The organism is Mycobacterium sp. P2_H7, from assembly GCF_056403275.1.
In genome coordinates, this window is sequence record NZ_JBFUFU010000015.1 from 33,739 (window position 1) to 55,735 (window position 21,997).

22 protein-coding genes, 1 tRNA gene and 1 pseudogene are annotated in these 21,997 nt (G+C 67.4%); 8 read left to right on the forward strand and 16 right to left on the reverse strand.

Annotated elements, in window-relative coordinates:
* Positions 1–8 precede the first annotated feature (8 nt).
* On the reverse strand, positions 9–734 hold the full coding sequence (locus tag AC1DY7_RS22550; RefSeq protein ID WP_477495953.1) for a hypothetical protein: 726 nt from the start codon (positions 732–734) through the stop codon (positions 9–11).
* Positions 735–821: 87 nt separating this feature from the next.
* Here AC1DY7_RS22550 and AC1DY7_RS22555 point away from each other — a divergent pair.
* Both AC1DY7_RS22555 and AC1DY7_RS22560 read left to right on the forward strand, forming a co-directional pair.
* Positions 822–903 (forward strand) — tRNA-Leu (locus AC1DY7_RS22555).
* Positions 904–974: 71 nt separating this feature from the next.
* Positions 975–2,189: a sensor histidine kinase gene (locus AC1DY7_RS22560; protein ID WP_477495954.1), complete on the forward strand. Its 1,215-nt coding sequence runs from the start codon at positions 975–977 to the stop codon at positions 2,187–2,189.
* A 1-nt stretch (position 2,190) separates the two neighbouring features.
* Here the strand turns inward: AC1DY7_RS22560 and AC1DY7_RS22565 are convergent, their stop codons facing one another.
* Positions 2,191–3,741, reverse strand: a complete 1,551-nt coding sequence (locus AC1DY7_RS22565) for a hypothetical protein (protein ID WP_477495955.1) — start codon at positions 3,739–3,741, stop codon at positions 2,191–2,193.
* Between the two features lie 69 nt (positions 3,742–3,810).
* Between AC1DY7_RS22565 and AC1DY7_RS22570 the strand changes: the two genes are divergently transcribed.
* Positions 3,811–5,070: an ammonium transporter gene (locus tag AC1DY7_RS22570; RefSeq protein ID WP_477495956.1), complete on the forward strand. Its 1,260-nt coding sequence runs from the start codon at positions 3,811–3,813 to the stop codon at positions 5,068–5,070.
* On the opposite strand, the gene AC1DY7_RS22575 is transcribed toward AC1DY7_RS22570, so the two are convergent.
* Genes AC1DY7_RS22575 through AC1DY7_RS22595 form a run of 5 tightly spaced genes read right to left on the reverse strand, consistent with a single transcriptional unit; the run spans position 5,071 to position 9,602 of the window.
* Positions 5,071–5,598, reverse strand: a complete 528-nt coding sequence (locus AC1DY7_RS22575; protein ID WP_477495957.1) for a DUF4333 domain-containing protein — start codon at positions 5,596–5,598, stop codon at positions 5,071–5,073.
* A gap of 6 nt (positions 5,599–5,604) precedes the next feature.
* Entirely contained in the window at positions 5,605–7,008 is a 1,404-nt protein-coding gene (locus AC1DY7_RS22580; protein ID WP_477495958.1) for a serine/threonine-protein kinase, read from the reverse strand.
* Complete coding sequence (locus AC1DY7_RS22585) at positions 7,008–8,438, reverse strand: neutral zinc metallopeptidase (protein ID WP_477495959.1); 1,431 nt, start codon at positions 8,436–8,438, stop codon at positions 7,008–7,010. The genes AC1DY7_RS22580 and AC1DY7_RS22585 overlap by 1 nt, the downstream gene beginning before the upstream one ends.
* Before the next feature lie 3 nt (positions 8,439–8,441).
* Positions 8,442–9,200 carry an Rv3717 family N-acetylmuramoyl-L-alanine amidase gene (locus AC1DY7_RS22590; protein WP_477495960.1) on the reverse strand — a complete coding sequence of 253 codons (759 nt, stop codon included), beginning with the start codon at positions 9,198–9,200 and terminating at the stop codon, positions 8,442–8,444.
* Positions 9,201–9,233: 33 nt separating this feature from the next.
* Positions 9,234–9,602, reverse strand: a complete 369-nt coding sequence (locus tag AC1DY7_RS22595) for a heme-binding protein (protein ID WP_477495961.1) — start codon at positions 9,600–9,602, stop codon at positions 9,234–9,236.
* A gap of 182 nt (positions 9,603–9,784) precedes the next feature.
* Between AC1DY7_RS22595 and AC1DY7_RS22600 the strand changes: the two are divergent.
* Positions 9,785–10,602, forward strand: a pseudogene (locus tag AC1DY7_RS22600) (SAM-dependent methyltransferase).
* Positions 10,603–10,605: 3 nt separating this feature from the next.
* Here AC1DY7_RS22600 and AC1DY7_RS22605 read toward each other — a convergent pair.
* From AC1DY7_RS22605 to AC1DY7_RS22625, 5 genes are all read right to left on the reverse strand, one after another.
* Positions 10,606–11,133: an anti-apoptotic protein gene (locus AC1DY7_RS22605; protein WP_477495962.1), complete on the reverse strand. Its 528-nt coding sequence runs from the start codon at positions 11,131–11,133 to the stop codon at positions 10,606–10,608.
* Between the two features lie 75 nt (positions 11,134–11,208).
* Entirely contained in the window at positions 11,209–12,243 is a 1,035-nt protein-coding gene (locus AC1DY7_RS22610) for an acyl-CoA dehydrogenase family protein (RefSeq protein ID WP_477495963.1), read from the reverse strand.
* Entirely contained in the window at positions 12,243–13,406 is a 1,164-nt protein-coding gene (locus tag AC1DY7_RS22615; protein ID WP_477495964.1) for an acyl-CoA dehydrogenase family protein, read from the reverse strand. The genes AC1DY7_RS22610 and AC1DY7_RS22615 overlap by 1 nt, the downstream gene beginning before the upstream one ends.
* Positions 13,403–14,299, reverse strand: coding sequence for an acyl-CoA dehydrogenase family protein (locus AC1DY7_RS22620; protein WP_477495965.1), 897 nt, complete (start codon positions 14,297–14,299; stop codon positions 13,403–13,405). The genes AC1DY7_RS22615 and AC1DY7_RS22620 overlap by 4 nt, the downstream gene beginning before the upstream one ends.
* Positions 14,296–15,438, reverse strand: a complete 1,143-nt coding sequence (locus AC1DY7_RS22625) for an acyl-CoA dehydrogenase family protein (protein WP_477495966.1) — start codon at positions 15,436–15,438, stop codon at positions 14,296–14,298. Before AC1DY7_RS22625 ends, AC1DY7_RS22620 begins: the two co-directional genes overlap by 4 nt.
* Positions 15,439–15,486: 48 nt before the next feature.
* Between AC1DY7_RS22625 and AC1DY7_RS22630 the strand changes: the two genes are divergently transcribed.
* Entirely contained in the window at positions 15,487–16,254 is a 768-nt protein-coding gene (locus AC1DY7_RS22630; RefSeq protein ID WP_477495967.1) for a FadR/GntR family transcriptional regulator, read from the forward strand.
* A gap of 15 nt (positions 16,255–16,269) precedes the next feature.
* Entirely contained in the window at positions 16,270–16,995 is a 726-nt protein-coding gene (locus AC1DY7_RS22635) for an SDR family NAD(P)-dependent oxidoreductase (protein ID WP_477495968.1), read from the forward strand.
* On the opposite strand, the gene AC1DY7_RS22640 is transcribed toward AC1DY7_RS22635, so the two are convergent.
* Entirely contained in the window at positions 16,986–17,564 is a 579-nt protein-coding gene (locus tag AC1DY7_RS22640) for a TetR/AcrR family transcriptional regulator (protein WP_477495969.1), read from the reverse strand. The genes AC1DY7_RS22635 and AC1DY7_RS22640 overlap by 10 nt on opposite strands.
* A gap of 231 nt (positions 17,565–17,795) precedes the next feature.
* Between AC1DY7_RS22640 and AC1DY7_RS22645 the strand changes: the two genes are divergently transcribed.
* Positions 17,796–18,080: a hypothetical protein gene (locus AC1DY7_RS22645; protein WP_477495970.1), complete on the forward strand. Its 285-nt coding sequence runs from the start codon at positions 17,796–17,798 to the stop codon at positions 18,078–18,080.
* Positions 18,081–18,321: 241 nt separating this feature from the next.
* On the opposite strand, the gene AC1DY7_RS22650 is transcribed toward AC1DY7_RS22645, so the two are convergent.
* Both AC1DY7_RS22650 and AC1DY7_RS22655 read right to left on the reverse strand, forming a co-directional pair.
* On the reverse strand, positions 18,322–19,005 hold the full coding sequence (locus tag AC1DY7_RS22650) for a maleylpyruvate isomerase family mycothiol-dependent enzyme (RefSeq protein ID WP_477495971.1): 684 nt from the start codon (positions 19,003–19,005) through the stop codon (positions 18,322–18,324).
* On the reverse strand, positions 18,998–20,359 hold the full coding sequence (locus AC1DY7_RS22655) for an NAD(P)/FAD-dependent oxidoreductase (RefSeq protein WP_477495972.1): 1,362 nt from the start codon (positions 20,357–20,359) through the stop codon (positions 18,998–19,000). The genes AC1DY7_RS22650 and AC1DY7_RS22655 overlap by 8 nt, the downstream gene beginning before the upstream one ends.
* A 162-nt stretch (positions 20,360–20,521) precedes the next feature.
* Between AC1DY7_RS22655 and AC1DY7_RS22660 the strand changes: the two genes are divergently transcribed.
* A complete protein-coding gene (locus AC1DY7_RS22660) occupies positions 20,522–21,136 on the forward strand; it encodes a maleylpyruvate isomerase family mycothiol-dependent enzyme (RefSeq protein ID WP_477495973.1) in 615 nt (204 codons plus the stop codon).
* Here AC1DY7_RS22660 and AC1DY7_RS22665 read toward each other — a convergent pair.
* On the reverse strand, positions 21,126–21,914 hold the full coding sequence (locus tag AC1DY7_RS22665; protein ID WP_477495974.1) for a hypothetical protein: 789 nt from the start codon (positions 21,912–21,914) through the stop codon (positions 21,126–21,128). The two genes, AC1DY7_RS22660 and AC1DY7_RS22665, sit on opposite strands and share 11 nt — an antisense overlap.
* Positions 21,915–21,997: the final 83 nt, after the last annotated feature.

A 21,997-nucleotide genomic window follows, 5' to 3' on the forward strand; every position in this document is an offset into this window, starting at 1 on the left:
GCGGCGTTTCAGGCCTTGGGCCCCACGAACTGGTCAAGGCGTGCGGTCGCGGCCTTGCGATAGACCGCGATGACATAGCGGCTGTTTTGCGTCCACCGGATACCCAGGCTGTCGAGGGCGGCGCAGTACAGCTCGCGGATATCCGTGGAGTGGTTGGTGAAGTGATACCGCACGCTGGCGACACCTCGGTCGTTGGCGACGACGCGGCAGCCGTCGCTGTGGATCAGGCCGCGGATGAAGTCCTCGGTGGCTGCCGCCACGTGGTCCTGCTGCCAGGGTTCGAGGACGATCGGGCGGAGGTGTTTCTTGCCGGGGCCGTGCTGGGGGAAGACGCACGGCCAGTGCTTTGAGCACAAATAGACGTCGACGCACCCCGATTTGCGCGTGTAGATACCCGCTTGCTGGCCCCACATGACGGCGTTTATCGCCGCTCGACAGCTTTCGATGATGCCGGGGTACTTCTGGTCGAGAGTGATACGCAGATGCCACACGTTTCGGTTCCGGCTGATGTAACCGTCGCCAAGGTATAGGCCCAGAAGATAGGCGTAGGAACCGCTTGGGAGCACTGTGAAGTCGTGAGTGCGGCACAAGTCGCGACGAGTCTTCGACCGCACGCCGCGGCGCCAATCGGACACAGTGCGCCGAGGGACGCCAGTCATCAGGGTGATCGCGCTGTCGTTGATTCCCGAGGCCGCGAGTCGCTGAACATTGTCAAACTCTTCGACCGACCGCATGCCACCCCCCCAGGCTCCTCGACATGGATGCTAGGCGGGACCACCGACAGGTGGACGGCTCACCCAGGCGGTAGTCTGGACGCGCTCGCGCGAGTGGCGGAACGGCAGACGCGATGGCTTTAGGTGCCATTGTCCTTTGGGCGTGGGGGTTCGAATCCCCCCTCGCGCACTAGATCTATCCCTCGGGTTCGCTCGGCGTCGCCCTATACTTCTGCCAACTTTGCGCGGACAGGAGTCAGGATGGCGACGGGATTCGTGTCGAGTTCGCAGGGTGCGATCTCCCGCGGCCTGCAGCTTCAACTCGGTCTGCGGGTGCTGCTGGCACTGTTCATCGCCGCCACTCTCGTGTGGGAGCCGCCGGACAAACACATCTGGCTGCACTGGGGGATCTTCGCCGCCTACGTGGCGGTGATCGGCGCCTGGAGCATGTGGGAATTGCGCCCGGCCAACCAATCCGGAGTGGAGTCCAGACGTTCGACCGCGCTCCTGATGCTCGGCACCGATCTGACCGTGGTGGCGGTGCTGACCATCGAGGCGGGGATCAACTCGCCGCAGTCCTGGGCGTCGAATGTGTTGCAGCACGGACTGTTTCTCATCCCGCTGATTGCGGCCGCGCAACTCGATCCGGTCATCAGCAGCATCATCGCGGTGCCGACGATCGTCACCTTTTTCGCCATCAACTGGATCAACAAGGCGGTCAACGGGAACGAGCCGTGGGAATCCATGCTCGCCAGGACCGGCATCCTGCTCGGCCTGGCCGCGGGATCGGTGGCGCTGTCCTGGATCCAGCAGTCCAACACCCGGACCATCGCGGGCTTGGCGCTGGAGCGCACGCAGCTCCTCGAAGAGGTGATCAGTCTCGAGAAGCGTGAGCGCCAGGCGCTGTCCGAGCGCGTGCACGACGGCGCGCTGCAGTACGTGTTGGCGGCCAAGCGCGATATGGAAGAGGTCCGCGAAGACGAATCGGTCGAGGCGATGGACCGCGTCGATTACTCCCTCCTGGAGAGCTCCCGGCTGCTGCGCGACGTGGTTCGCGAACTGCACCCCGAAGTGTTGGCCCGGTCCGGCCTCAAGGCTGCGCTCACCACCCTGGCCGACGGTATCGCTGCGCGCACCAAGCTGAACGTCCACGTGGACGCGGACACCTGGCCGGATGACCTGCGCACCGGCGCCGACCACCTGCTCTACGGCGCGGTCCGCGAGTTCTCCACCAACGTCATCAAGCACGCCAAGGCGGACACCCTACGGTTCACACTGGGCCGCTCCGATGACCGCGCGCTGCTGCGCATCGCCGACGACGGTGTGGGCATTCCGGCGGACCGCCTGAAACTTGCCGTCGAGGACGGTCACATCGGCTTCGCGTCGGTCCGTGCCAAGGTGCTCGCCGCCGGCGGTGAGTTCGACGTCACGGGTGAGCCGGGCACCACGATCTCGATCGTCGTGCCCCTGCCGTGAATCACCGCCGAAGTGGTTGGCAGTAGCGCAGATTCATCCGGAAGTAGTCAGGTTCTCCACTCAACGTGACCTTGTCCAGAAAGCCCGCGACCTTCGTCACCGCCCGCATCGCGGCACCGCCCGCGACACCTTCGAACTCGTCCGCGATCACCCGGCGGGCACCGGTCTTCAGATGCATCCGCGCGAACAACACGTCGTCCTGATAGGCGCGCCAGCGAGCCCGGCCGTCAACGTATTCGGGGCGGTCGCGATAGCTGATGACGATCAGCGCACCGCACTGCAGCCGGGTCCGCGACTTCCCGTCGGCGCACACCGATGCGAGGTAACCGCCGAATCCCAGGTCGCCCATTGACAACGAGTCGTCGTTGGGCGAGGTGACCGGTCCGTACGAGGACAGTTCGTCGATGGTCACCTCTGCGCCGAAGCAGTCGGCGGGCCGCAGCCCGACCACCTCGAGATACGCCAAGAGCACCTCTTGCGGTGTCGCCGGCAGGTACGGAAATGGCGACGGCGTCTCGGGATCCCGCTGCGGCCGCGGGTGCACGACCCGGCGCACCTGCGCCCAGTTCAGTACCTCGACATGGGTGCCCGCGACACCGTCGAAAGGCACGCTCACCTTTCCGGCGGGGACGGCTGCCACGTTGTGAAGGACGGCGTTGTGCAGGACCGTCACCCCGGTCACCCGGGCGACCCCGAGCGCTTCGCTTTCCCCGCCACCCATGTCGCTTAGATCCGCCCCGCCCTCCATCACCACGTCTCGCGTGATGCCGAGGCAGGCCTCCGGAGGTACTCCTGCGCCGGCCAACCAGGCCAGGGCGAGGTCCTCGTCCAGCACGGCCGGCTCGCCGTAGGCGCGGTCTGCCCAGTGGGTGGCTGCGTCGAACCGGACCACCGCGGGTTCCTCGGCGGGGGCCACAGGGATACCCGGCGCGTGCACGACGTCCCATTCGACGTAGCGGCTCGCCTCGGAGGTGGGGGTGCGGGGACTGATCCGGTCGGGCACCCGGTACGTACCGAACACCAGATCCGGCTGTGCCGCGAGACCGCTGCGGGCGAGGAACCGGGCGATGTCCCGGTGCTGGGTGGCACCCCGGCAGGGCACCCTGGTGATCGTCGCCGGGTGGGGCTGCGGCGCCAGGTACGGTCGTCGCCCCGCGTCACGGGCGGCGCGTTCGCCGGCCTGCACGCGAGCCCGTTCGACGGGATCCTTGATGCCGGTGGGGAATCCGGCACTGACACCCAGCCAGGCGGAGACGTCGGTGAATGCCCGCGCGGTGTGTTTGAGTTGGTCGAGCATGCCCGGCGGTGGGGCAGCGGTGCCGTGCACGGCCGCCCCGGCCGGTCCACCGAGCACCTCAGCGTCCAACTGGGCCTGGTGATCGATGCGCGACTGTTCCTGGGACGCGAGGCCGGCGGCTCCCGCCGCATGCGCCGCCTCGATCTGGGCTGCGGCGATTTCCGCCCGCCGGGCCCCCTCGGCGTCGGCTGCGGCTTTCTCCTCGGGCGTCAGGCGCTCGTAGCGACGCTCGTAGAAGCGGCGGACGATTCCCATCCACAGAATCTACTGCTGTGGCGTGTCGTAGTCTCACGTCCGAGTGTTTGCCCAGACGAAGGAGTCCGTGTGCAGATCGATCCGGCCGCGACAGCCTGGCTGCTTGCCAGCACCGCGTTGGTGTTGTTGATGACCCCCGGCCTGGCTATTTTCTACGGCGGCATGGTCCGCTCCACCGGCGTGCTCAACATGATCATGATGAGCTTCATCGCCATCCCGGTGGTCACCGTGACCTGGCTGCTGGCGGGCTACAGCCTGGCGTTCGGCGCCGATGCGGGCGGCGGCCTGATCGGAAACCTGGACCATCTCGGGCTGGCCAACATCGACCTGACGGCCGTGCGGTCCAACGTCCCCGAACTGCTGTTCGTCACCTTCCAGTTGGCGTTCGCGATCCTGACCGCCGCACTGGTCAGCGGTGCGATCGCCGACCGGGCCAGATTCTCGGCGTGGATCCTGTTCCTGCCCGCGTGGACGTTGCTGGTGTACGCCCCGGTGGCGCACTGGGTGTGGGGTCCGGACGGTTGGGTGGCCAGCTTCGGCGCGCTGGACTACGCCGGCGGTCTCGTCGTCGAAATCGTCTCGGGTGCATCGGCATTGGCGCTAGCCCTGGTACTCGGGCCGCGCATCGGGTTCAAATCCGAGGCCATGCGCCCGCACAACCTGCCCTTCGTGCTGCTCGGGGTGGGCCTGCTGTGGTTCGGCTGGTTCGGATTCAACGCCGGCTCCGCCTTCGCAGTCGATGGCAAGGCCGCCGTGATCTTCCTGAACACCCTGGTCGCCGGCTGCCTGGGCATGCTCGGCTGGCTGGCCGTCGAACGGGTGCGCGACGGCCGTCCCACCACCTTCGGTGCGGCCTCCGGCGTGGTCGCCGGACTGGTCGCGATCACCCCTTCCTGCGGGTTCGTGACGCCCCTCGGTGCAGCGGTCGTCGGGACCGCGGCCGGCGTGGTCTGCTCCTTCGCCATCGGCTGGAAGTTCCGGGGCGGCTACGACGACTCCCTCGACGTGGTCGGGGTGCACTTCGTCGGCGGCGTGGTGGGCACCTTCCTGATCGGCCTGCTGGCCGCCGAGATGGTGTCCGGTGGCCCGCAGGGGCTGTTCTACGGGGGCGGGCTGACGCAGCTGGGCAAGCAGTTGGTGGGCATCGTGACGGTCGCGGCGTTCGCGTTCGCGGTGACCTTCGCCATCGGCAAGATCATCAACGCCACCTTCGGTTTCCGGGTCACCCGGGAGGACGAGCTGGCCGGGATCGACTTCACCCAGCACGCCGAGACGGCGTACGCCGAGGGTGTGCACGGACATCAGCACAAGCGCCCCGGCGCGCAGTAGTCAGCGCGGCCCGTCCACGGCGAAGGTGCCCTTGTCATCCTGGAATACCACGGTGACATGGCGCACCGCACCGTCGATCTCGACCTCGCAGGTGAAGCTGTTGCCCTTGGCGGCGGCCGGATTCTTGCCTCCGTTACAGCGCAGCGCGCTGATGGTGTTCGACCCGTAGCCGTTCACCGGATCGGAAAGGATCTGCCGCACACCGGCTTCTGCCGTCGCGACCTCGATGACGGTGCTGTCGCGGAACATCAACGCCCAGGCGCTCACCGCCACGACTGCGACCAGCACCACCGCGGCGGCAATCCCGCCGAACAACAACAGCTTCGGGCGTGCCGGTGTGTTCGGCGCCCGATGTTGGGTGGGTGGCTGCGGTGGCAACCGGTAGCGATTGGGGTCCGGCTGCGGGGGTGGCGGCCGCTGCGGTAGCGGCGGCACGTAGGGCGCGCGCGGGGGAGGGGCGGCACCAGGCGCGGGTGCGCCGCCCGGCCGCGCCCACCAGGGCTGGATCGGATCGGTCGGTGTGTTCATCGGGCCTCAGAACGTGGACGCATACTGCTCCATCGATTCGGTGTGCTCCTGGCCGCCGGGACCGGTGATGGTCAACGCGGTGTTGCGGACCTGGTAGCGCGTGCCGTCGGCAGGATTGGTGACGTCGAAGCCGCCGCTGGGCACCGGCACCGCGTTGCCGAGTTCGATCCCCGCATTGTCACTGAGCCGGACACCGCGGTAAACATATGTCCCCGAAGAGTTTTGGCAGATCACGACGGCGGACTGCGCGGTCCGCGCCAGGGTCACCGGGACCTGGCCCGGATCGCACCGCGCACCGGGGTAGGCCAGGAAGCCCAGCGCGTCGGTGCCCGGCAGGGATGCCCTCGGCGCGATGGCGGCCGTGGTCGTCGTCGAGACGCTCTGGGTTGTGGTCGGTTGCGCCGTCGCGGTGTGCGTCACCGTGGAGCGCACCGCGGTGCTCGTTTCGCGGCCGCCGACGACCAGCCACGCCGCGACGCCGGCCAGTGCGACCAGCACACCGACCCCGATGATCGCCCACAGTGCGGTGCGACCGGAAGTCTTCGGGGACGGGTTGAGCAGCGTCGGTGCCGACGGAGTGGTGGACGTCGCGGTGGCCGCGGCGGTGGCGGCCCGGGCCAGCGTGCCGGCCGTCGGACAACGTTGGGCGGGGTTCTTCGCCATCCCCCAGCCGACCACGTCGTCGAATGCCGGGCTGATGCCCGGCAACGAGGCGCTGGGTCGCGGCGCCGGGGTGAACAGGTGCGCGTTCATCAACACGGCGATATCGCCGGACGGGAAAGGTGGCGTGCCGGTGAGGATTTCGTAGAGCAGGCAGGCCAGTGAGTACACGTCGGTCGGCGGGCCCACCATACCGTCGGTGAACCGCTCGGGCGCCATGTAGGCGCAGGACCCGATCGCCGAACCGGCGGTGGTCAGCCCGCTGTCGGTACCGGACCGCGCGATGCCGAAGTCCACCAGATAGGCGAAGTCCTCGGGTGTCAGCAGCACGTTCTCAGGTTTGACGTCGCGGTGGGTCAGTCCGCCGGCGTGCGCGGCATCGAGTGCCGCCCCGATCTGGGTCACCACCGCTGCGGCCCGCAACGGGTGCATGGGACCTTGCTGGGCCAGAACGGATTTCAGGTTGTGCCCGGACACCAGGCGCATGTCGATGTAGAGCACGCCGTCGATCTCGCCGAAATCGTGGACGGGAATAATGTGTGGTTCCTGCAGCTGCGCGGCGATTCGCGATTCGCGCCGGAACCGTTCCTGGAACGATGGGTCGGCGGCCAACTCGGGGCGCAGCAGTTTGAGGGCGACCATGCGCCACTTGGCCGTGTCGAAGGCCTGATATACCTCACCCATGCCGCCGACGCCCAGCAGTGCGCGTAATTCGTAGGGCCCGAACGTCTCACCCACCCGGATCGCCATCAGGAGAACCTCTGATAGCACTGCTCGGCGTCGCCCTGCAGGCCCGCGCGGTAGGCGAGGATGCGGGTGAAGCCGGCCAGCGCCGTCGAACCATCCACATCGCTGGCGACCAGACCGCTGGTCAACAGGCCGGAGATGGCTTCATCGGTGTCCCCGGCCGAGAGCATCAGCGGACCACCGGGTTCGCTCATCTTGCTCTGCGCCACACCGGTCAGGCACGCCGTCCGCAAGGCGGTGGTGGTCGACTGCAGCGGCACGCCGCGTTCGTGTTGCAGCGCCAGCATGTAGCGCGAGGTCACCATCGACAGCGCGGTGTTGTCGCCCTGCAGCAGCACACCCTGACTCTCGCTGCGCGGCGTGCCGACTTCCGCGAGCGCGGGCATATCGACACCGATGGTGTTGGTGGACGGGCAATACGAGGCCGGCGACGTGGGTTTGGCGTCGGGGCAGCCGATCGGTTCCAGGCTCAGTTGCGGCGGGTTGGCGGGTGTGAAGATCTGGTTCAGGGCGGCCATCAGCTTGTCGAGCAGGTCGGCGTCGATCGGGCTGTCGCCGGCAGCCGGAACGCCGTAGGCGTCATAGGAGAGGAACTGCGGCAGATCGCCCTGGCGTTTCTTGATCTCCGCCATGTTGATGGCCGCGCACTGATCGGCGTTGCCGCTGAAGCCGATCTGGAAGGCGCTGATCCGGTCCAGCGCCGAACCGTGGGCGTCGCCGGAGACCAGCGCCTCTTCCTGGGTCATCAGCGGGTCACGGATGTAGATGGCCCCGGCCAGAACATGATTGAGGCCGTCGCCGGTGGACAACGAGAATCGCGGTGACTTACCGGAGGCCACCCAGTGCAGGTACACCCCGGCGAAGCAGTCGGCCTGCTGTTCCTTCACCAGGACGGGCGTGCCCTTCTCTACCAGGTGGGCCTTGGCCTGGACGGCGTGGCCGAACTCGTGGGCCATGATGCCGACCACGCCCATGTTGCCGAAGTACTTCGCCGCGCCGGGGATGAAACTGCCTCTGTCCCATGCCATCGAGTCATTGCTGAAGCAGTAGAACGCGTTGGCCATGTCCGTCAGGTCCCCGCCGCACACATCCGGATTGGTGGAGCTGTTGGAGTCATAGGACACCAGCCCGGAGACCGGCGAGAAGGTGCCGGTCAGTGCGCCGTTCCAGTTGTGCGACCAGAAATCCTCCAGGTCGTCGACGGCCAGCAGGGCCAGGTGGTCGGCCGGGCCGCCGTCACTGTTGACGGCGGTGTGCACGGGTTCGGGCGACCCTGCGCGCTGCCCGCTGTAACCGTCCTTGGCGGGCAGGCCCCCGGCACGGCTGGGGTCGAACAGCATGGACACCGCGTGCCCGTCGAGCACCGTTGTGCTGCAACCGGTCAGGATCAGCAGCGCGGCCAGCAGGCAGCCGAGTAACGGGCGTGTGCTCATCGCTCAGCCTGCGGTAGATGTCGATCGAAGGTAGTTGGCCACCCCGGAGACGACGGCCGTCGCGTACTCCGCTAGTCCGCCCTCGCTCTCCATCCGTGCGGCGTCTCGCGCATTGCGCATGTTGCCGAGTTCGACGAGGACGGCCGGATATTCGGCCAGGTTCAGCCCGGCCAGGTCGGCGCGGCCGTACAGTCCGTGCGAGCCGATATAACTCGCCGGCGTCATCCCCGATGCGACGAGGGCATCCCGCATCATGGTGGCCAGTTCGACGGCCGGGCCCGACTGGGCGGCGTTGAGCGCCGGGCTTGAGTAGTTCACGTGAAAGCCGCTGCCCGAGGCGGGGCCGCCGTCGGCGTGGATGCTGACGATCGCGCCCGGCGTCGCCGCATTGGCGGTGGCTGCGCGTTGGTCGACGCACGGGCCCACCGACGCGTCGTCGGTGCGGGTCAACACGGTGTGTACGCCGAGCTGTTCCAGCCCGGCCTGTACCCGCTGCACGACGTCCCAGTTGAAGGTGTGCTCGGGATAGCCGTCATCGGTGGCAGTGCCGGTGGTCTGGCAGTCCTTGGTGCCGCCGCGCCCGGTGGGGACTTGCCGGGTCAGCGATCCGTCGTTGGCGCCGTTGTGGCCTGCGTCCAGGACCACCGTGGTGCCGGCAATGTCACCGGTCGCGACGGCGACCGGAGCAACGGCCGGAGACAGCGTGGCGGCGGCCAGGACGGCCGCGGTCACCATGACCGTGCGTTGCGCCCACCGCTGCATGACGAAAAGGCTAACAAGGTGGGCACGCGAGGGTCAGGCGCCGGGCACCTGCCCGCAGCGGTTCTTGAGGTCGGTCATGGGCTGCCGGATACCGGCCAGCTCGTCACGGGTCTGCGGGTTCTGTGCCAGGTAGGCCTTCGCCTTGACCGACGCCTGCTCGCGGGTGAGGCCCTTCAGGCTGCTGTAGAAGCCGTTCACATCAGGATGGCTGAACAGGTAGGCCGAGGTGGCGGCCGAGACGCCGGCACGCACCTGTTCGAGATCGCCTGCGGTGCAGTTCGGTGGATTGGCGGCCGGGTCTTCGTTGGCCAGGGCAGCGGGGATGGCGCCGAACAGACCGAACAACGCGGATGCGGCGAGAGTGCCGGCGCCGATGGCCAGCCGGGTCTGTCGGACGTGCATCGTGAGCTCCTTTTTAGGGTGACGGCGAGATGGCCGTGCGGTATCGCCGCAGCTTTCAGTTTGTCCACCCGGTGTCGTCCGCGCTCGCGAGCACAGTCAACTCCCAGCGACTTCGGACAGGCCGCACAGCGCGGGCACATAATATAGTTAAATTGTCTAACTAATTTTCATAGGAGCAGATCATGACGCGTACCGACAACGACACCTGGGACCTCGCGACCGGCGTCGCCGCCATCCGCCCACTGGCCTCGACGGGGCCGAGCCCGCTCATCGACGACCCCTACGCACGCCCGCTGGTCGAGGCCGTCGGCTTGGCCGAATACGTCCGGCTGGCGGACGGGTTCACGGAGCAGGAGGGTATCGACCCAACGGTGGCCGCCGATGGCATGGCCGTCCGCACCCAGTTCTTCGACGAGTTCTTCCGTGACGCAACCGCCGCCGGGTACGCCAAGCGGTGATCCTGGCGTCCGGTCTGGACACCCGGGCGTACCGGCTGGACTGGCCCTCGGGTGCCACCGTCTTCGAGCTGGACCAGCCCGCCGTCATCGACTTCAAGGTCGCCACCCTCGCGGGTCTCGGCGTGCGCACCACGGTCGACCTGCACAGCATCGGCATCGATCTGCGCCAGGACTGGCCGAAGGCCCTGCGGGACAGGGGGTTCGATGCGAATCAGCCCACCGCGTGGATCACGGAAGGGCTTCTCGGGTACCTGTCGTCCGAGGCGCAGAACGGCCTCTTCGACCTGATCGCGGAATTGAGCGCGCCCGTCAGCCGGCTGGCGGCGGATTGGAACCCGGCCGAAGCCGACCTCGACGGCGAATTCAGCGACTTGCTCTACTCCGGTGAGCGCAACGATGTCGGTGACTACCTCGCCGCCCGCGGCTGGACGGTACAGACCGACCCGGCCGAACGGCGATTCGTCGCCAACGGTCTGGCCTTCCCTCGCACCGGCGTGCTCGCGGGTCTGCACCACGTCAACCACACCGTGGCCACCCGCTGAGGGTCACTTCGGTTGGTCGTCGACCTTGAAGTCGAACTTGACGTCGCCACCCTTGACGCTCGTCACGGTGACGGTGACGCCGTAGGTCTCGCCCCCGTCGGTGAGCTCGCACTGCAGCGTCTCGCCCTTGTCGCCCTTGAGATCTGACGGGCAGGTCACCGATTCCGGTGCGCGGCCGACCTGTTGGGTGAGCTGCTCGGTGATCTGCTCGGCGACGGCGTCCTTGTCGACGGTCTGCACGATGTCGAAGTTCACCGTCTTGCCGTCCACGCTGGTCACCGTGACGTTGACGCCGTAGTTCTTCTTGCCGTCGGACATCTTGCAGTCCAGCGTGGCGCCGACGTCGGCCTTCAGATCGCCGGGGCAGGCCACCGAATCGGGCTTGGTGCCACCCTGCTCGGCAACCTTCTCGCTGATCTGGTTCTGGACGTCTTCCTTCTTCACCGACGTGTCGCCGACCGAAGCCGAGAACGAGCACGCGGCCAGTGTCGCCGCGGCCATCACCACTGGGGCAGCCAACCACCGATTCATGCTCACTCCTTCAAAGTCGACGCACAGCGAGCACCACAATGTCACATCGCGCGCTGCGTGGTGTGACGTCCGGCGTTATCCGTAGCGAACGGCGAGTGCTTTGCGGTGCGCGGTGGGCGAACCGAAGAGTGACCGGTTCAAGGCGGCTCGTTTCAGGTAGACGTGGATGCCGCTCTCCCACGTGTAGCCGATGCCGCCGTGCAGCTGCATCGCTTTGCCCGCGACCTGCACAGCGGTGTCACACGCGTATGCCTTCGCCATCGATGCGGCGACAGACGCCGGGGCGCCGTCGCACAGTTCGTCCACGGCGGCATCCACCAGTTGACGGGCCACCCGAATGTGCACCGCCATATCGGCACAGGCGTGTTTGACCGCCTGAAACGACCCGATCGGCCGGCCGAACTGGTGCCGCACGGCCACGTAGTCGACGGTGGCGGCCAGCATCGCCTCGGCTACCCCGAGGCTGTCGCAGGCGACGGCGACGGCGGCGCGGTCGGCCAGTCGTTGCGCGGCCGCCTCCGGGTCACCGGCGAACTGCCACACCTGCTGGGCGGGCGCGCCGTCGGCCCGGACGGTGGCCAGGCGGCGGGTCTCGTCCAGTACAGGTTGGTCGGCGACCGTGACGCCCTCGGCATCCGGGGCGACGGCGGCCAGCACGGCCGTGCCCGTGCTGTCGCGGGCGAGGACCAGCAGCAGCGGGGCGGCCGCGGCGTCGGCGACGAACTCGGCGTAGCCGTCCAGCCGGAAATCCTTGACGGTGAACACAATTCCGGCGGTATCGCCGGTACTCAGCACCGCCACAGGGGATGGGGCGCCTGCCGCGGTCGCGGTGAGCCAGCCGTCTCTGGCCTCGTCCGCGGGGAGCTCCAGCAGCGCGGAGATGCCCAGCACCGTGCCGAGGTAGCCGGTGGTCGAGGCGGCCCGGCCCAGTTCCTCCAGGATCACCGCGGTCTCGGCGAAGGACACCCCGGCGCCGCCGAGGGCATCCGGGATCTCCAACCCGGTCCACCCGGCCTGCGTCAGGGCGCCGGGACTCGGATCGCCCTTTGCCAGGAGTTCCCTTGCCACGCTGCGCAGTTCGCCGTGCAGCTCGGCGTAGTCGCGGGCCATCAAGAGGCCACCGGTTCGCGGGGCAGGCCCAGGCCGCGTTCGGCGATGATGGTGCGCTGGATCTCGCTGGCCCCACCGGGGATGGTCCATTCCCACGAGCCGATGAAGTCGAGCACCCAGGCCCCGGACTCCCAGCCGCTGGAGATCGGTTTGGCCAGCACGGTGTGTCCTGCCAGCCCGGCGATCTCGGCGCCGAAGTCCGTCATCCGCTGCAGCAGTTCGCTATAGAACAGTTTCACCATCGACGCGTCGGCGGGTCCGGTGGCGCCGTGCTCCACCAGGTCGCGGCAGATGCCGCGCAGGCCGGTGATCTCGATCTCGAACTGCGCCAGCCGGTCTCGCACCAGCGAATCCTCGAGCATGTCGGCGCGGGCGCATTCGGCCACCAGCCAACCGAACCCGGCATTGCCGAGTCGCTCGGCGAGTTCCAGCATCGTCATGCCACGCTCGGCGCCCAGCGTCTCCTGGGCCACCTGCCAGCCCTTGTTCTCGGGCCCGATCAGGTTGGCGGCCGGGATGCGGACGTCGTTGAGGAACACCTCGCAGAAGTGGGATTCGCCGGTGGCCTGCCGGATGGGCCGCACGTCGATGCCGGGGCTGGTCATGTCCATCAGGAAGTAGGAAATGCCATGGCGTTTGGGCGCATCGGGATCGGTGCGGGCCAGCAGCAGGCACCAGTCGGCATGCAATCCGCCGCTGGCCCAGAGCTTCTGGCCGTTGACGACGTACTCGTCGCCGTCACGGCGTGCCGTGGTGCGCAGGGCGGCCAGATCCGAGCCCGCCTCGGGTTCGGAGAAACCCTGCACCCAGATTTCGCCGTCGATGATCGCCGGCAGATGCCGCCGGCGCTGCTCCTCGGTGCCGGCGGCCAGCAGGGTCGAGGCGGCGTGATGGATGCCGATGAAGGCCAGTACCAGTCGCGGGGCGTCGTGCGCGGCGAGTTCGGAGTACAGAACGGCCTGTTCCGCGACCGACATCCCGCCGCCCCACTCGGCCGGCCAGTGCGGTATCGCGTAACCGGCACTGTGCAATTCGGCGAACCACTCCTTTTGGAAGCGGACGTACTCCGCGTCGCTCACGCCGGTCTGTGCGGCGCGCCAGTCGGTGGGGACGTGCTCGACGCACCAGTTCCGGACCTGTTGCCGGAAGTCCTCGAGACTCACGCGCTGTACACCCCGGTCAGGCCGTGGGCATCCACCACGTCGGCCAGCAGCTCCCGTGTGGCGGACAGGCCCCACGGCAACCGGCGCAGCGGCTGGCTGTAGCGCGACAGCCAGGACAGCGTCGTCTCCTCGCAGAATCCGACGGCGCCATGCAGTTGATGGGTCACCCGGAACACCACCTCGGCGGCTTCCAGGGCCGCCATCCGCAACGCCAACGCGTCCGGCAGGTCACCGCTCCACAGGGCGTAGCGGGCCAGCATCTCCAGTCCGCTGCGTTCCACTTCGGCGTCGGTGAGCTGGAACTGCACGCTCTGGAATGCCGACAGCGGCTGGCCGAACTGTTGGCGCAGTCGCACGTGGGCGATGGTGAGATCCATTGCGCGGTCGAGCATTCCGAGCAGCGTCCAGCATGGCAAGGTGATGGCCAGCGCGATGTCATCGCGGCCTTGGTCATCAATCGGGTCCAGTCGCAGGGAGGTGACGAACCCGGCCCGGTCATCGGCGGTGCCCGTCACCCGGCCGCGTCGTCCGTCGGCGGTGACGGTCGCCCAGGTGCCGTCGAGTCCGGCGATGGTGGCAGCGGGGGCGTGCCCGGTGACGACGAACAACCCGTCGGCCCCCTCGGTTCGGGCCAGTCGTTCGGCCACCGGGTAGGGGACCGCCCAGTATCCAGCGCTGCGGCACAGGGCCGCGGCGGCCTCGGCCGAGTCGGCGTCGGTGCGTGGCTCCAGATCCCAGGCGCCCAGGCCGTCGAGCACCGGGATGACCAGTGCCGCACGGCCGGCGGGATCGGCCTCGGCGCGCTGCAACAGTGCGTCACCGCCGGCGGCGTCGAAGGCCTTGCGGGCCTCGGCGCCGTACTCTTTGGCTTCCGCGCTCAGGTCGATGTTCATGACGCCGCCAGCAGGGTGCGGGCCAGCAGGATGCGCTGCATCTCGATGCTGCCCGACGACACCGTCGAGGCCTGTGAGTAGCGCCAGTGATCCTCGACCTCGGCCCGGAAGTGGCGAGATTGGTTGTCCGGCAACGCGGCAGCGATCTCCATCAACACCTCGGCGCTGTCCTGGTCCAGTTTGGTCACCGCGATCCGGTAGGCCGCGGAATCGGTGGGGCGCACCTGGCCGGTGCTCTGCAGGGCCACGATCCGGTAGGCCATCAGCCGGGCACGCCTGCAGTGGGTGAGCATCCGCGCCCAGCGACCGCGAAGTTCGGCGGGCAGCTGCGACCAGGTGTCGCCCAAGGCTTGTGGTGCGAGTTGCAACAGCCGTTCACAGCGCGCGTAGCGGGCGATGCCGACCCGTTCGAAGGCCAGCACGTTCTGCACCATGGTCCAGCCGTCGTCGACGGTGCCGAGGATGTCCGCGTCGGTCACCCGCAGGTCGTCGAAGAAGACCTCGTTGAGGTGATGCGGTCCCATCATGGTCTTGATTGGGCGGACGGTGATGGCGGGGTCGCTCATCCGCACCAGGAAGATGCTCAAACCCCGTTGCTTTTTCTCCTGTTTTGACGTGCGCGCGAGCAGGAAGCACCATTGCGCCATGGTCGCGTACGACGTCCAGATCTTCTGACCGTTGATCCGCCAGCCGTCCCCGTCGCGCACCGCGGTGGTGCGCAGCGACGCGAGATCCGACCCGGCCTCCGGTTCGGAGAAGCCCTGACACCAGATGACCTCGCCGGCCGCGATGGGGGGCAAGTGGGTGCGCTGCTGCTCCTCGGTGCCGAACCGCATGATGATCGGCCCCACCCAGTTGACGCCCATGTACTGCGCGCCGCGTGGTTCGTGGTGGGCCCACATCTCCTCACGCACGACGGTCTGCTCCCAGGGGGACGAGTCCCGCCCCCCGAACTCGGTGGGCCAGGACATGCACAGCAGTCCCCGGTCGGCGAGTTCGCGGCAGAAATTCTGGGCGATCTCCAGGTCAGCCGGGTTGTCGGTGAAGGCACCCAGGTAGTCGTCGGGCACATGCGATTTCACCAGGTCGCGCAGTTCGGTGCGCAGGGCGGCGGCGTCGGGCCCCATGTCGAAGTCCACGCCGGCGATCGTACGACAATCCTTATAAGGATTGCTAGTATTCATTTCGTGCCCACCCCGCAGCGCCGCATCGCCGAGACGGTGGCCGCCGATCTGCGCAACCGAATCCTGGCCGGCGCCGAGCAGTTGCCCACCCAGGATCAGCTGGTCGCCGAGTTCGGGGTCAGCTATCCGTCGGTGCGGGAAGCGTTGCGCATCCTGGAGACCGAAGGCCTGGTGACGGTGCGCCGTGGCAGCGTCGGCGGAGCGCAGGTGCACCGGCCCGACGAGTCGTCGGCGGCCTATCACCTCGGCCTGGCCCTGCAGGGCGCAGCGGTGCCGATCGGTGATCTGGCGGCCGGGCTACAACTGCTGGAACCGTTGTGCGCGGCCGAGGTGGCACGGCGGGCCGACCGGCTCACGGCGGTGGTGCCGGTGCTGACCCGCAATGTCGATGCCAGTGCCGAGGTGGTATCCGACGGTGCCGCATTCACTCGCTGCGCCCGCGAATTCCACGACCTGGTGGTCGAATTCACCCCGAACGCCACCATCCGCCACGTGGTGGGCAGTCTGGTGGCCCTCTGGTCGGCGCAGGAGGAGAAGTGGGCCGACGCGCTGGTGCGCCGTGGCGAATACCCGTCGACATCCGAGGCGCGCGGAGCGGTGAAGACCCACCGCAGGCTCGTCGACGAGATCGCGGCGGGGCGGGCCGAGGAGGTCGAACGCATTGCCCGCCGGCATCTGGCGGCGACGCAGGAGCTGTTGTTGGAGCGGTTCACCGATGATGTGGTGCACGCGGTGCGTGGCGCAAAATCGCCCACGGGGCGGCGCTGCTGACTTAGGTTGTCGCCCATGGGAGCTGTGGTGGTGACGGGTGCGGCGTCGGGTATCGGGCGGGCCAGCGCGGAGGCGCTGGTCGCCGATGGCCGTGAGGTGGTGTTGTGGGATCTCGCCCCGGAGGTGGCCGAGGTCGCCGGTGCGCTCGGCATGTCGGGTGCGGTGCTCGACGTCACGGATATGGACGCGGTGGCGGACGCTCTGGCGGCCGCCGGTGAACTCAGCGGGCTGGTGCACGCTGCCGGACGGGTGCTCCCGGAACCGGTCGGCGCCTACACCGCAGAGTCCTGGGATGCGGTGCTCGACGTGAACCTACGGGCGCAGGCGCTGCTGGTGCAAGCCATGCTCCCGAAACTGGAGGTATCCGCCCGTGCGGATGAATCGCCTGCGGTGGTAGGGATTTCGAGTATCGAAGGACTGAGTGCCAATCCGTTCATCCCTGCCTACTGTGCGTCCAAGGCCGGCCTGCTGGGGCTCACCCGGTCGATGGCGGCACAGTTCGGGCCGATGGGCATCCGCGTGAATGCCGTGTGCCCCGGCTTCATTCGCACGCCTATGCTGCAGATCGCGTTGGACATCGAGGAGATCAAAGCCGGCTTCGAGCAGGCCGCACCGTTGGGCCGGCKGGGCCGGCCCGAGGAGGTGGGGGCCGCGGTGGCGTTCCTGATGTCGCCCAAGGCGTCGTTCATCACCGGCACGTATCTGGTGGTCGACGGGGGAGTGACCAGCCGTCACCCCTGAGGCAGGTCCAGGATCCTCCGAGTGACCTTGAGGATCTGGGTTCGCAGCGTGTCGTCATCGATGTCGGTGACCAGTGGGTGCATGACGGCGGCGCTCAGCGCGCCGGACATGATGGCCGCATTCACCCGAGCTTCCACGCCGGCGCCCTCGCCGAGCAGCACGCGGTAAAGCCGCTCGATGAATTGCGCGAACGGCGGGTATTCGGCCAGCAGGCGCACCACGACGGGATCGAACTGCAGCACGCCGGTGAGCTTGCGGCGGGTGACGGCCATGTCGACGACGCTGGCGAGCAGCACCGCGCGGGCGGTGGGCTGATCGGGTTCGGCTTCGGCGGCGTCCAAGGCGTCCTGCAGGCCGATCAGTTCGGTCTCGGCGACCGCGATGACGATCTCTTCCTTACTCTTGAACTGGTGGTACACAGCGGCTTTGGTGACCCCGATGGCATCGGCGATCATCTGCAGCGAGGTGCCGCTGACGCCGTGGTCGCCGAACAGGTCGTAGGCGGCATTGAGTACGCGGGTCTGCGCGGCGCTGTACTCGGTGCGCGACAGGCGGGCGTCGGTGGTCACGTGGTCAGGGTACTAGCCGAGTGGCTACGTGTGGCGTAGTGCGGTCAGCTGGCCGACCTAGATCCACTCCAGGACCCGGCCCGTGTAGTCAGCGAGCCTCACGCCCGCGGTAGACAGTGGGTTCTCCGAGAGGCAGGGACTGAGGCACTTGACGGCGCCTGCGGAACGGGCATCGGCAAGTCACAGGGGGTTCTCATTCGGTCCTCATCCGGCCGGGTGAAGGTGGATGTCATGACTGATCAACCAGAACTCATCGAACCTGAACAGACACCCGCGCAAACGCGTTCACGCTGGCAACGATTCAAACCCCAGGGCCGCATCGGTCGCCTCGTCGCCGTCATCGCTTCCGCGGCCGCCGCGCTCGTGATCGGCGGTTCGATCTTCACTGCGGGATACGCGCTGGGCTCCGATGGTCATGCGCACCACCACGGTGGCGGGCAGCACGACACGTCCCAGGCGGATCACCATCGCGGCGGCGACGGCGACTGGGGCCGCCACGGAGGGCACGACCGCTGATGGTCTGATGTTGCGACCTGACACGTTGGGGTTAGGCGGGGTTGAGCAAATGAATCGGATTTCGGCACAACGTCGGACTCAGAGTCTCGGTGCCGGCCTCCGAACTGTTTATCTCCCATCGTGTTTCGAGTAGCGGGACATCCGCAGCAGACCTGGGCTTTTCGCCGGTGACCTCAAACAGGGGGCGCCACCCCATCTTGATGTCGGCTCAGCAGACGGACTGGTTCGGCTGCGGGCTGTCTCAGCCCCGGTGGCTGGGAATGGGTTGGTCATCGTCCCGGGGCCCGAAGAATCCGAAGGCGTCGACGAGCGCAGGGGAAGGCGTCGTCGTCCAGTTCCACGCGGAGATCTGGCGGCGGGAGCGCCGGCTGAACATGGCGCGGAGCAGCTCGTAACCGTCGACACGCACACTGGCCGCGAGTTCACTGCTGCCGCACTGCCATTGGCGGCCGGATTCGTCGTGAACGAGGACAGTCGCGGTGTGACGCAGCCGCTGGTTCAGCAGGCGCATCATGACCTCCAAGAACGGGTCGTGCCAATGTGTGCGGTCGACGCGACCCAGTCCGAACGCTTCGCGTAGATCGGCTTCGTGGCAGATGAGGTCAGCGGCGATGTTGGGTCCGGTGAACCGCTGGCCGACCAGGCCGGTTTCGATGATGTCGCCGACGGCATCCCATTCCCGCAGCAGCGCCTCGCGTGACGTGCCGCGTCGTTCGGCGACGTGTCGCGCCGTCCACTCTGGGCCGGGTGCGCCGTCGACGCGTCCGCTGGCGGCGTCGGCTGCCCCACCGACGAGGTGGGCCAGGACCTCGCGTGCTGTCCACTCGGGAGTTGCCGGTACAGGGGCGGTCAGTTGGTCGTCGTCCAGGCGGGCGACCAACTCGGTGACGCGCTGGCGCGCGTCGCGGTAGGCGATGTCAAGCATGAACGGCCTCCTGAGGACGTGTCGTGGTGAATGATCGGCGGAGATGGTGGGCGGACACCCTGGCCACCATGGCCGGGTGCAAGAGCCGTTGTGGCGGATCGATCAGGTTCACCACCCGCATGAGGCGCTCGGTGACGACGATGTCTTGGGCGGCGTCGAGAATCTTGAGGCGCGCCCACCGCAGGACGCGTCCCTGCAGCGACCGGGTCTGGAGCGGCCCGGGCGGCTGGTTCAATGCCCACAACGGGGCAGTGATGGTCGCCAGGGCGTCGTGAAAGCGTTGGGGTTCGATCTCGCGGTCGCAGTGGGCGTGCTCACCCAGCGCCTGCGCGTGCAAGGCTGCCAGCGTGATGCCTTGTCCGTGAATCGGATCCAGGCAGCACGCCGCGTCGCCGACGACGACGAGGCCTCGGGGATGGGTTGAGTGGCGGTCGTAACGGTGCCACGTGCCGCCGGGATAGCGATGTACGAGGACATCGGAGAGTGGCCGTGCGCTCTGGAGTGCCGTGTATATATGCGGCGGAAGGAAGCGCTGGGCTTCGGTGAGCATCTCGGTGAACGTCGTCGGGGCTGCGCGTGTGTTGCCTGAGTGCGTGGCGACAGTCAGTGTCCAGGTGCCGTTTTCGCCGATGGTGAGTCCGCCGCGGCCGGCGCTGGTGGGCGGCACGACCAGGACCAGACGTTCGGCGAAGGTGGTGTCTTCGGGGATGGCGAGGCGCTGGCTGTAGTACGCGCCTTGCACGGCGAACGACTGTTGTGGAGGTCGGCCGAGGCCGAGCTGTTCGAGCAACAGGGGAGTGCGGCTGCCGCGACCAGTGGCATCGACGACGAGGTCGGCGCTCAGGGATCGCGTTTCACCGGTGTCTCGGTCCCTGATCGTGCCACCGGTGATGCGGTTGGGTTGCTCCGCAATGAGATCGACGACGTCGTGACCGTCGGCGATGGTGATGTTGGGCAACGCGGTGATGCGCCGGCGCAACTGGTGCTCGACCAGCGAGCGGGTTGCCAGGTGCATGGTCAGCGCGACCGGATCTGCGATCGGATCGGTGCGGTTCAGCGTGTAGGGGCCGTTCTGGACATGGATCCGCGCTCCGAGGTGCGGGTCGTCGAGGACGATACTTCCCGACGCTTTGAGCTCGGCGAGAAAGCCGGGCAACAGATCCTCGATGGTCAGCCACCCGCGGGAGAGCACGCTGTGCAGGTGCGGCGCCTGCGGCGTCCCGCGGCGATCGATCGGCCTGTCGGGCAGAACATCTCGCTCGACAATGGTGACGGCCGTACTCTCGTCTGCCAGTGCGGCCGCCGCGAGCAACCCGGCGATGCCCGCCCCCAGAACGATCACGTGGTTGTGCATGGATCCCCCTCCAGCGATGTACGTGAGGGTCGACGGTAACATCAAAATAAGAAAAGTAAGGATAAATTAAGAAAATACTAAGCACCTTGGTCGGCAGTCCATGACTGCCCTCGAGAAGGGAGGTCTATGGCCTGCGCCTCCTCGGTGTACGAGACTCATGGCGTGGCTCGGATCCGATTGCTCGCGCAGCGCGAGCGTGCTGAGTTCGCGGAGGCTTTGGCGGCCTTGGATGCCCAACAGTGGATTCAGCCAAGCCTCTGTCACGGGTGGAGTGTGCGCGACGTCGTTGCGCATACCGTCGCCTATCTCGGGCAGAGCCGACCTGTGCTCGCGGCCAACATGATCCGGGCTCGGGGCCGAATCGACCGACTCAATTCGGGTGGGCTGGACGAAATGAAGTCGGCGGAACCGGGGCGATTGGTGGAACTGATGCGCCGGGGGGCGGAGCCGGACGGGGTTGGAGCGCTCTACGGCTGCCGGGCCGCGCTCATCGAGTGCCTGGTCCATCAGCAAGACGTTCGCCGACCGCTGGGACTCCTGCGGACGGTCCCCGAGGATCGCCTCCGAGTGGCGTTGAACTTCGCGCGCGTCAGCCCGGTGATTGCAGGAGCGTGGCGTACCCGCGGCGTGCGATTGATCGCTACTGACATCGACTGGTCCACCGGACGAGGCCCTGAAGTTCGTGGTGCCGCCAAGAGCCTGTTGTTGGCGATGGCCGGACGAATCGCCAAAGTGCGCAACGAGCTTCACGGCGAAGGCGTGTCGCTCATTCGATAGAGGTGGCCTCTGAAGTTCGGTCAGCGTCGTCACCTGGATCGGAAGTTGACGGCGCCCCATTCGCCGCCCAGAACTGACGCGTCTGGCTTGCGATCGCGTCATTCGCGCTACCGGTGCCGTCCCACAGTCCTCGGTTGAGTGCTGTCGGGACCGACCACCACAATGCGGCGGTCTGGCGAACCTGCCGAACCTGTAAACCCGAAGCGAGCGTGGCGTAGTGCAGCCAGAAATCGTCGGCACGCGGACATACCCGGGTGAACTCGTCCCCGCGATTCCTGAGTGCGCGAAGGACCGCCGGCGGATACGCCACGCCGGACGTACCGGTTGCAAATACTTTGTCCGAGGCTGCTGTCGTGGTGCACATCGGCCACGTACGGTAAGGGCCATCATGTCGAATTCGTGCCCGAAAGGCAGTCACCTGATTCGGGTCATGCACTCTCAGAAGGTCGTTGAGCCAGTTCGCGGGATACAAGACGTCGTCGTCGGCGGTCACCAGGGTACGAGCAGGCTCCAGCGGCCAGATCTCATTGACGTACGGGAAGTACTTTTTGTGCGGGCCGTAATCCGCGCAACTGCGGATCTCGAGCCCGCGTGCTTGTAGCCGTTTCAGTGAGGGTGGCAGATCGGCCAAAGCGGCAGTGTCGTCCAGCCACAGGATCAGGCGACGAGGCTTGACGCCGCCGGCGCCAATGGTTTCGATGGCCTGCCACACCGTGGAGATGCGTCTCCCGTAACTGGTCAACGACACGTTTGCGTCAGCGTTGCCGACGACGCCCACCCGGGAGTAGCGATTGGTGCGGTGCAATCGGATGTGTTGCAAGACAAGAGCGATGAGTGCTGCACACAACGCGAGTGGGCTCT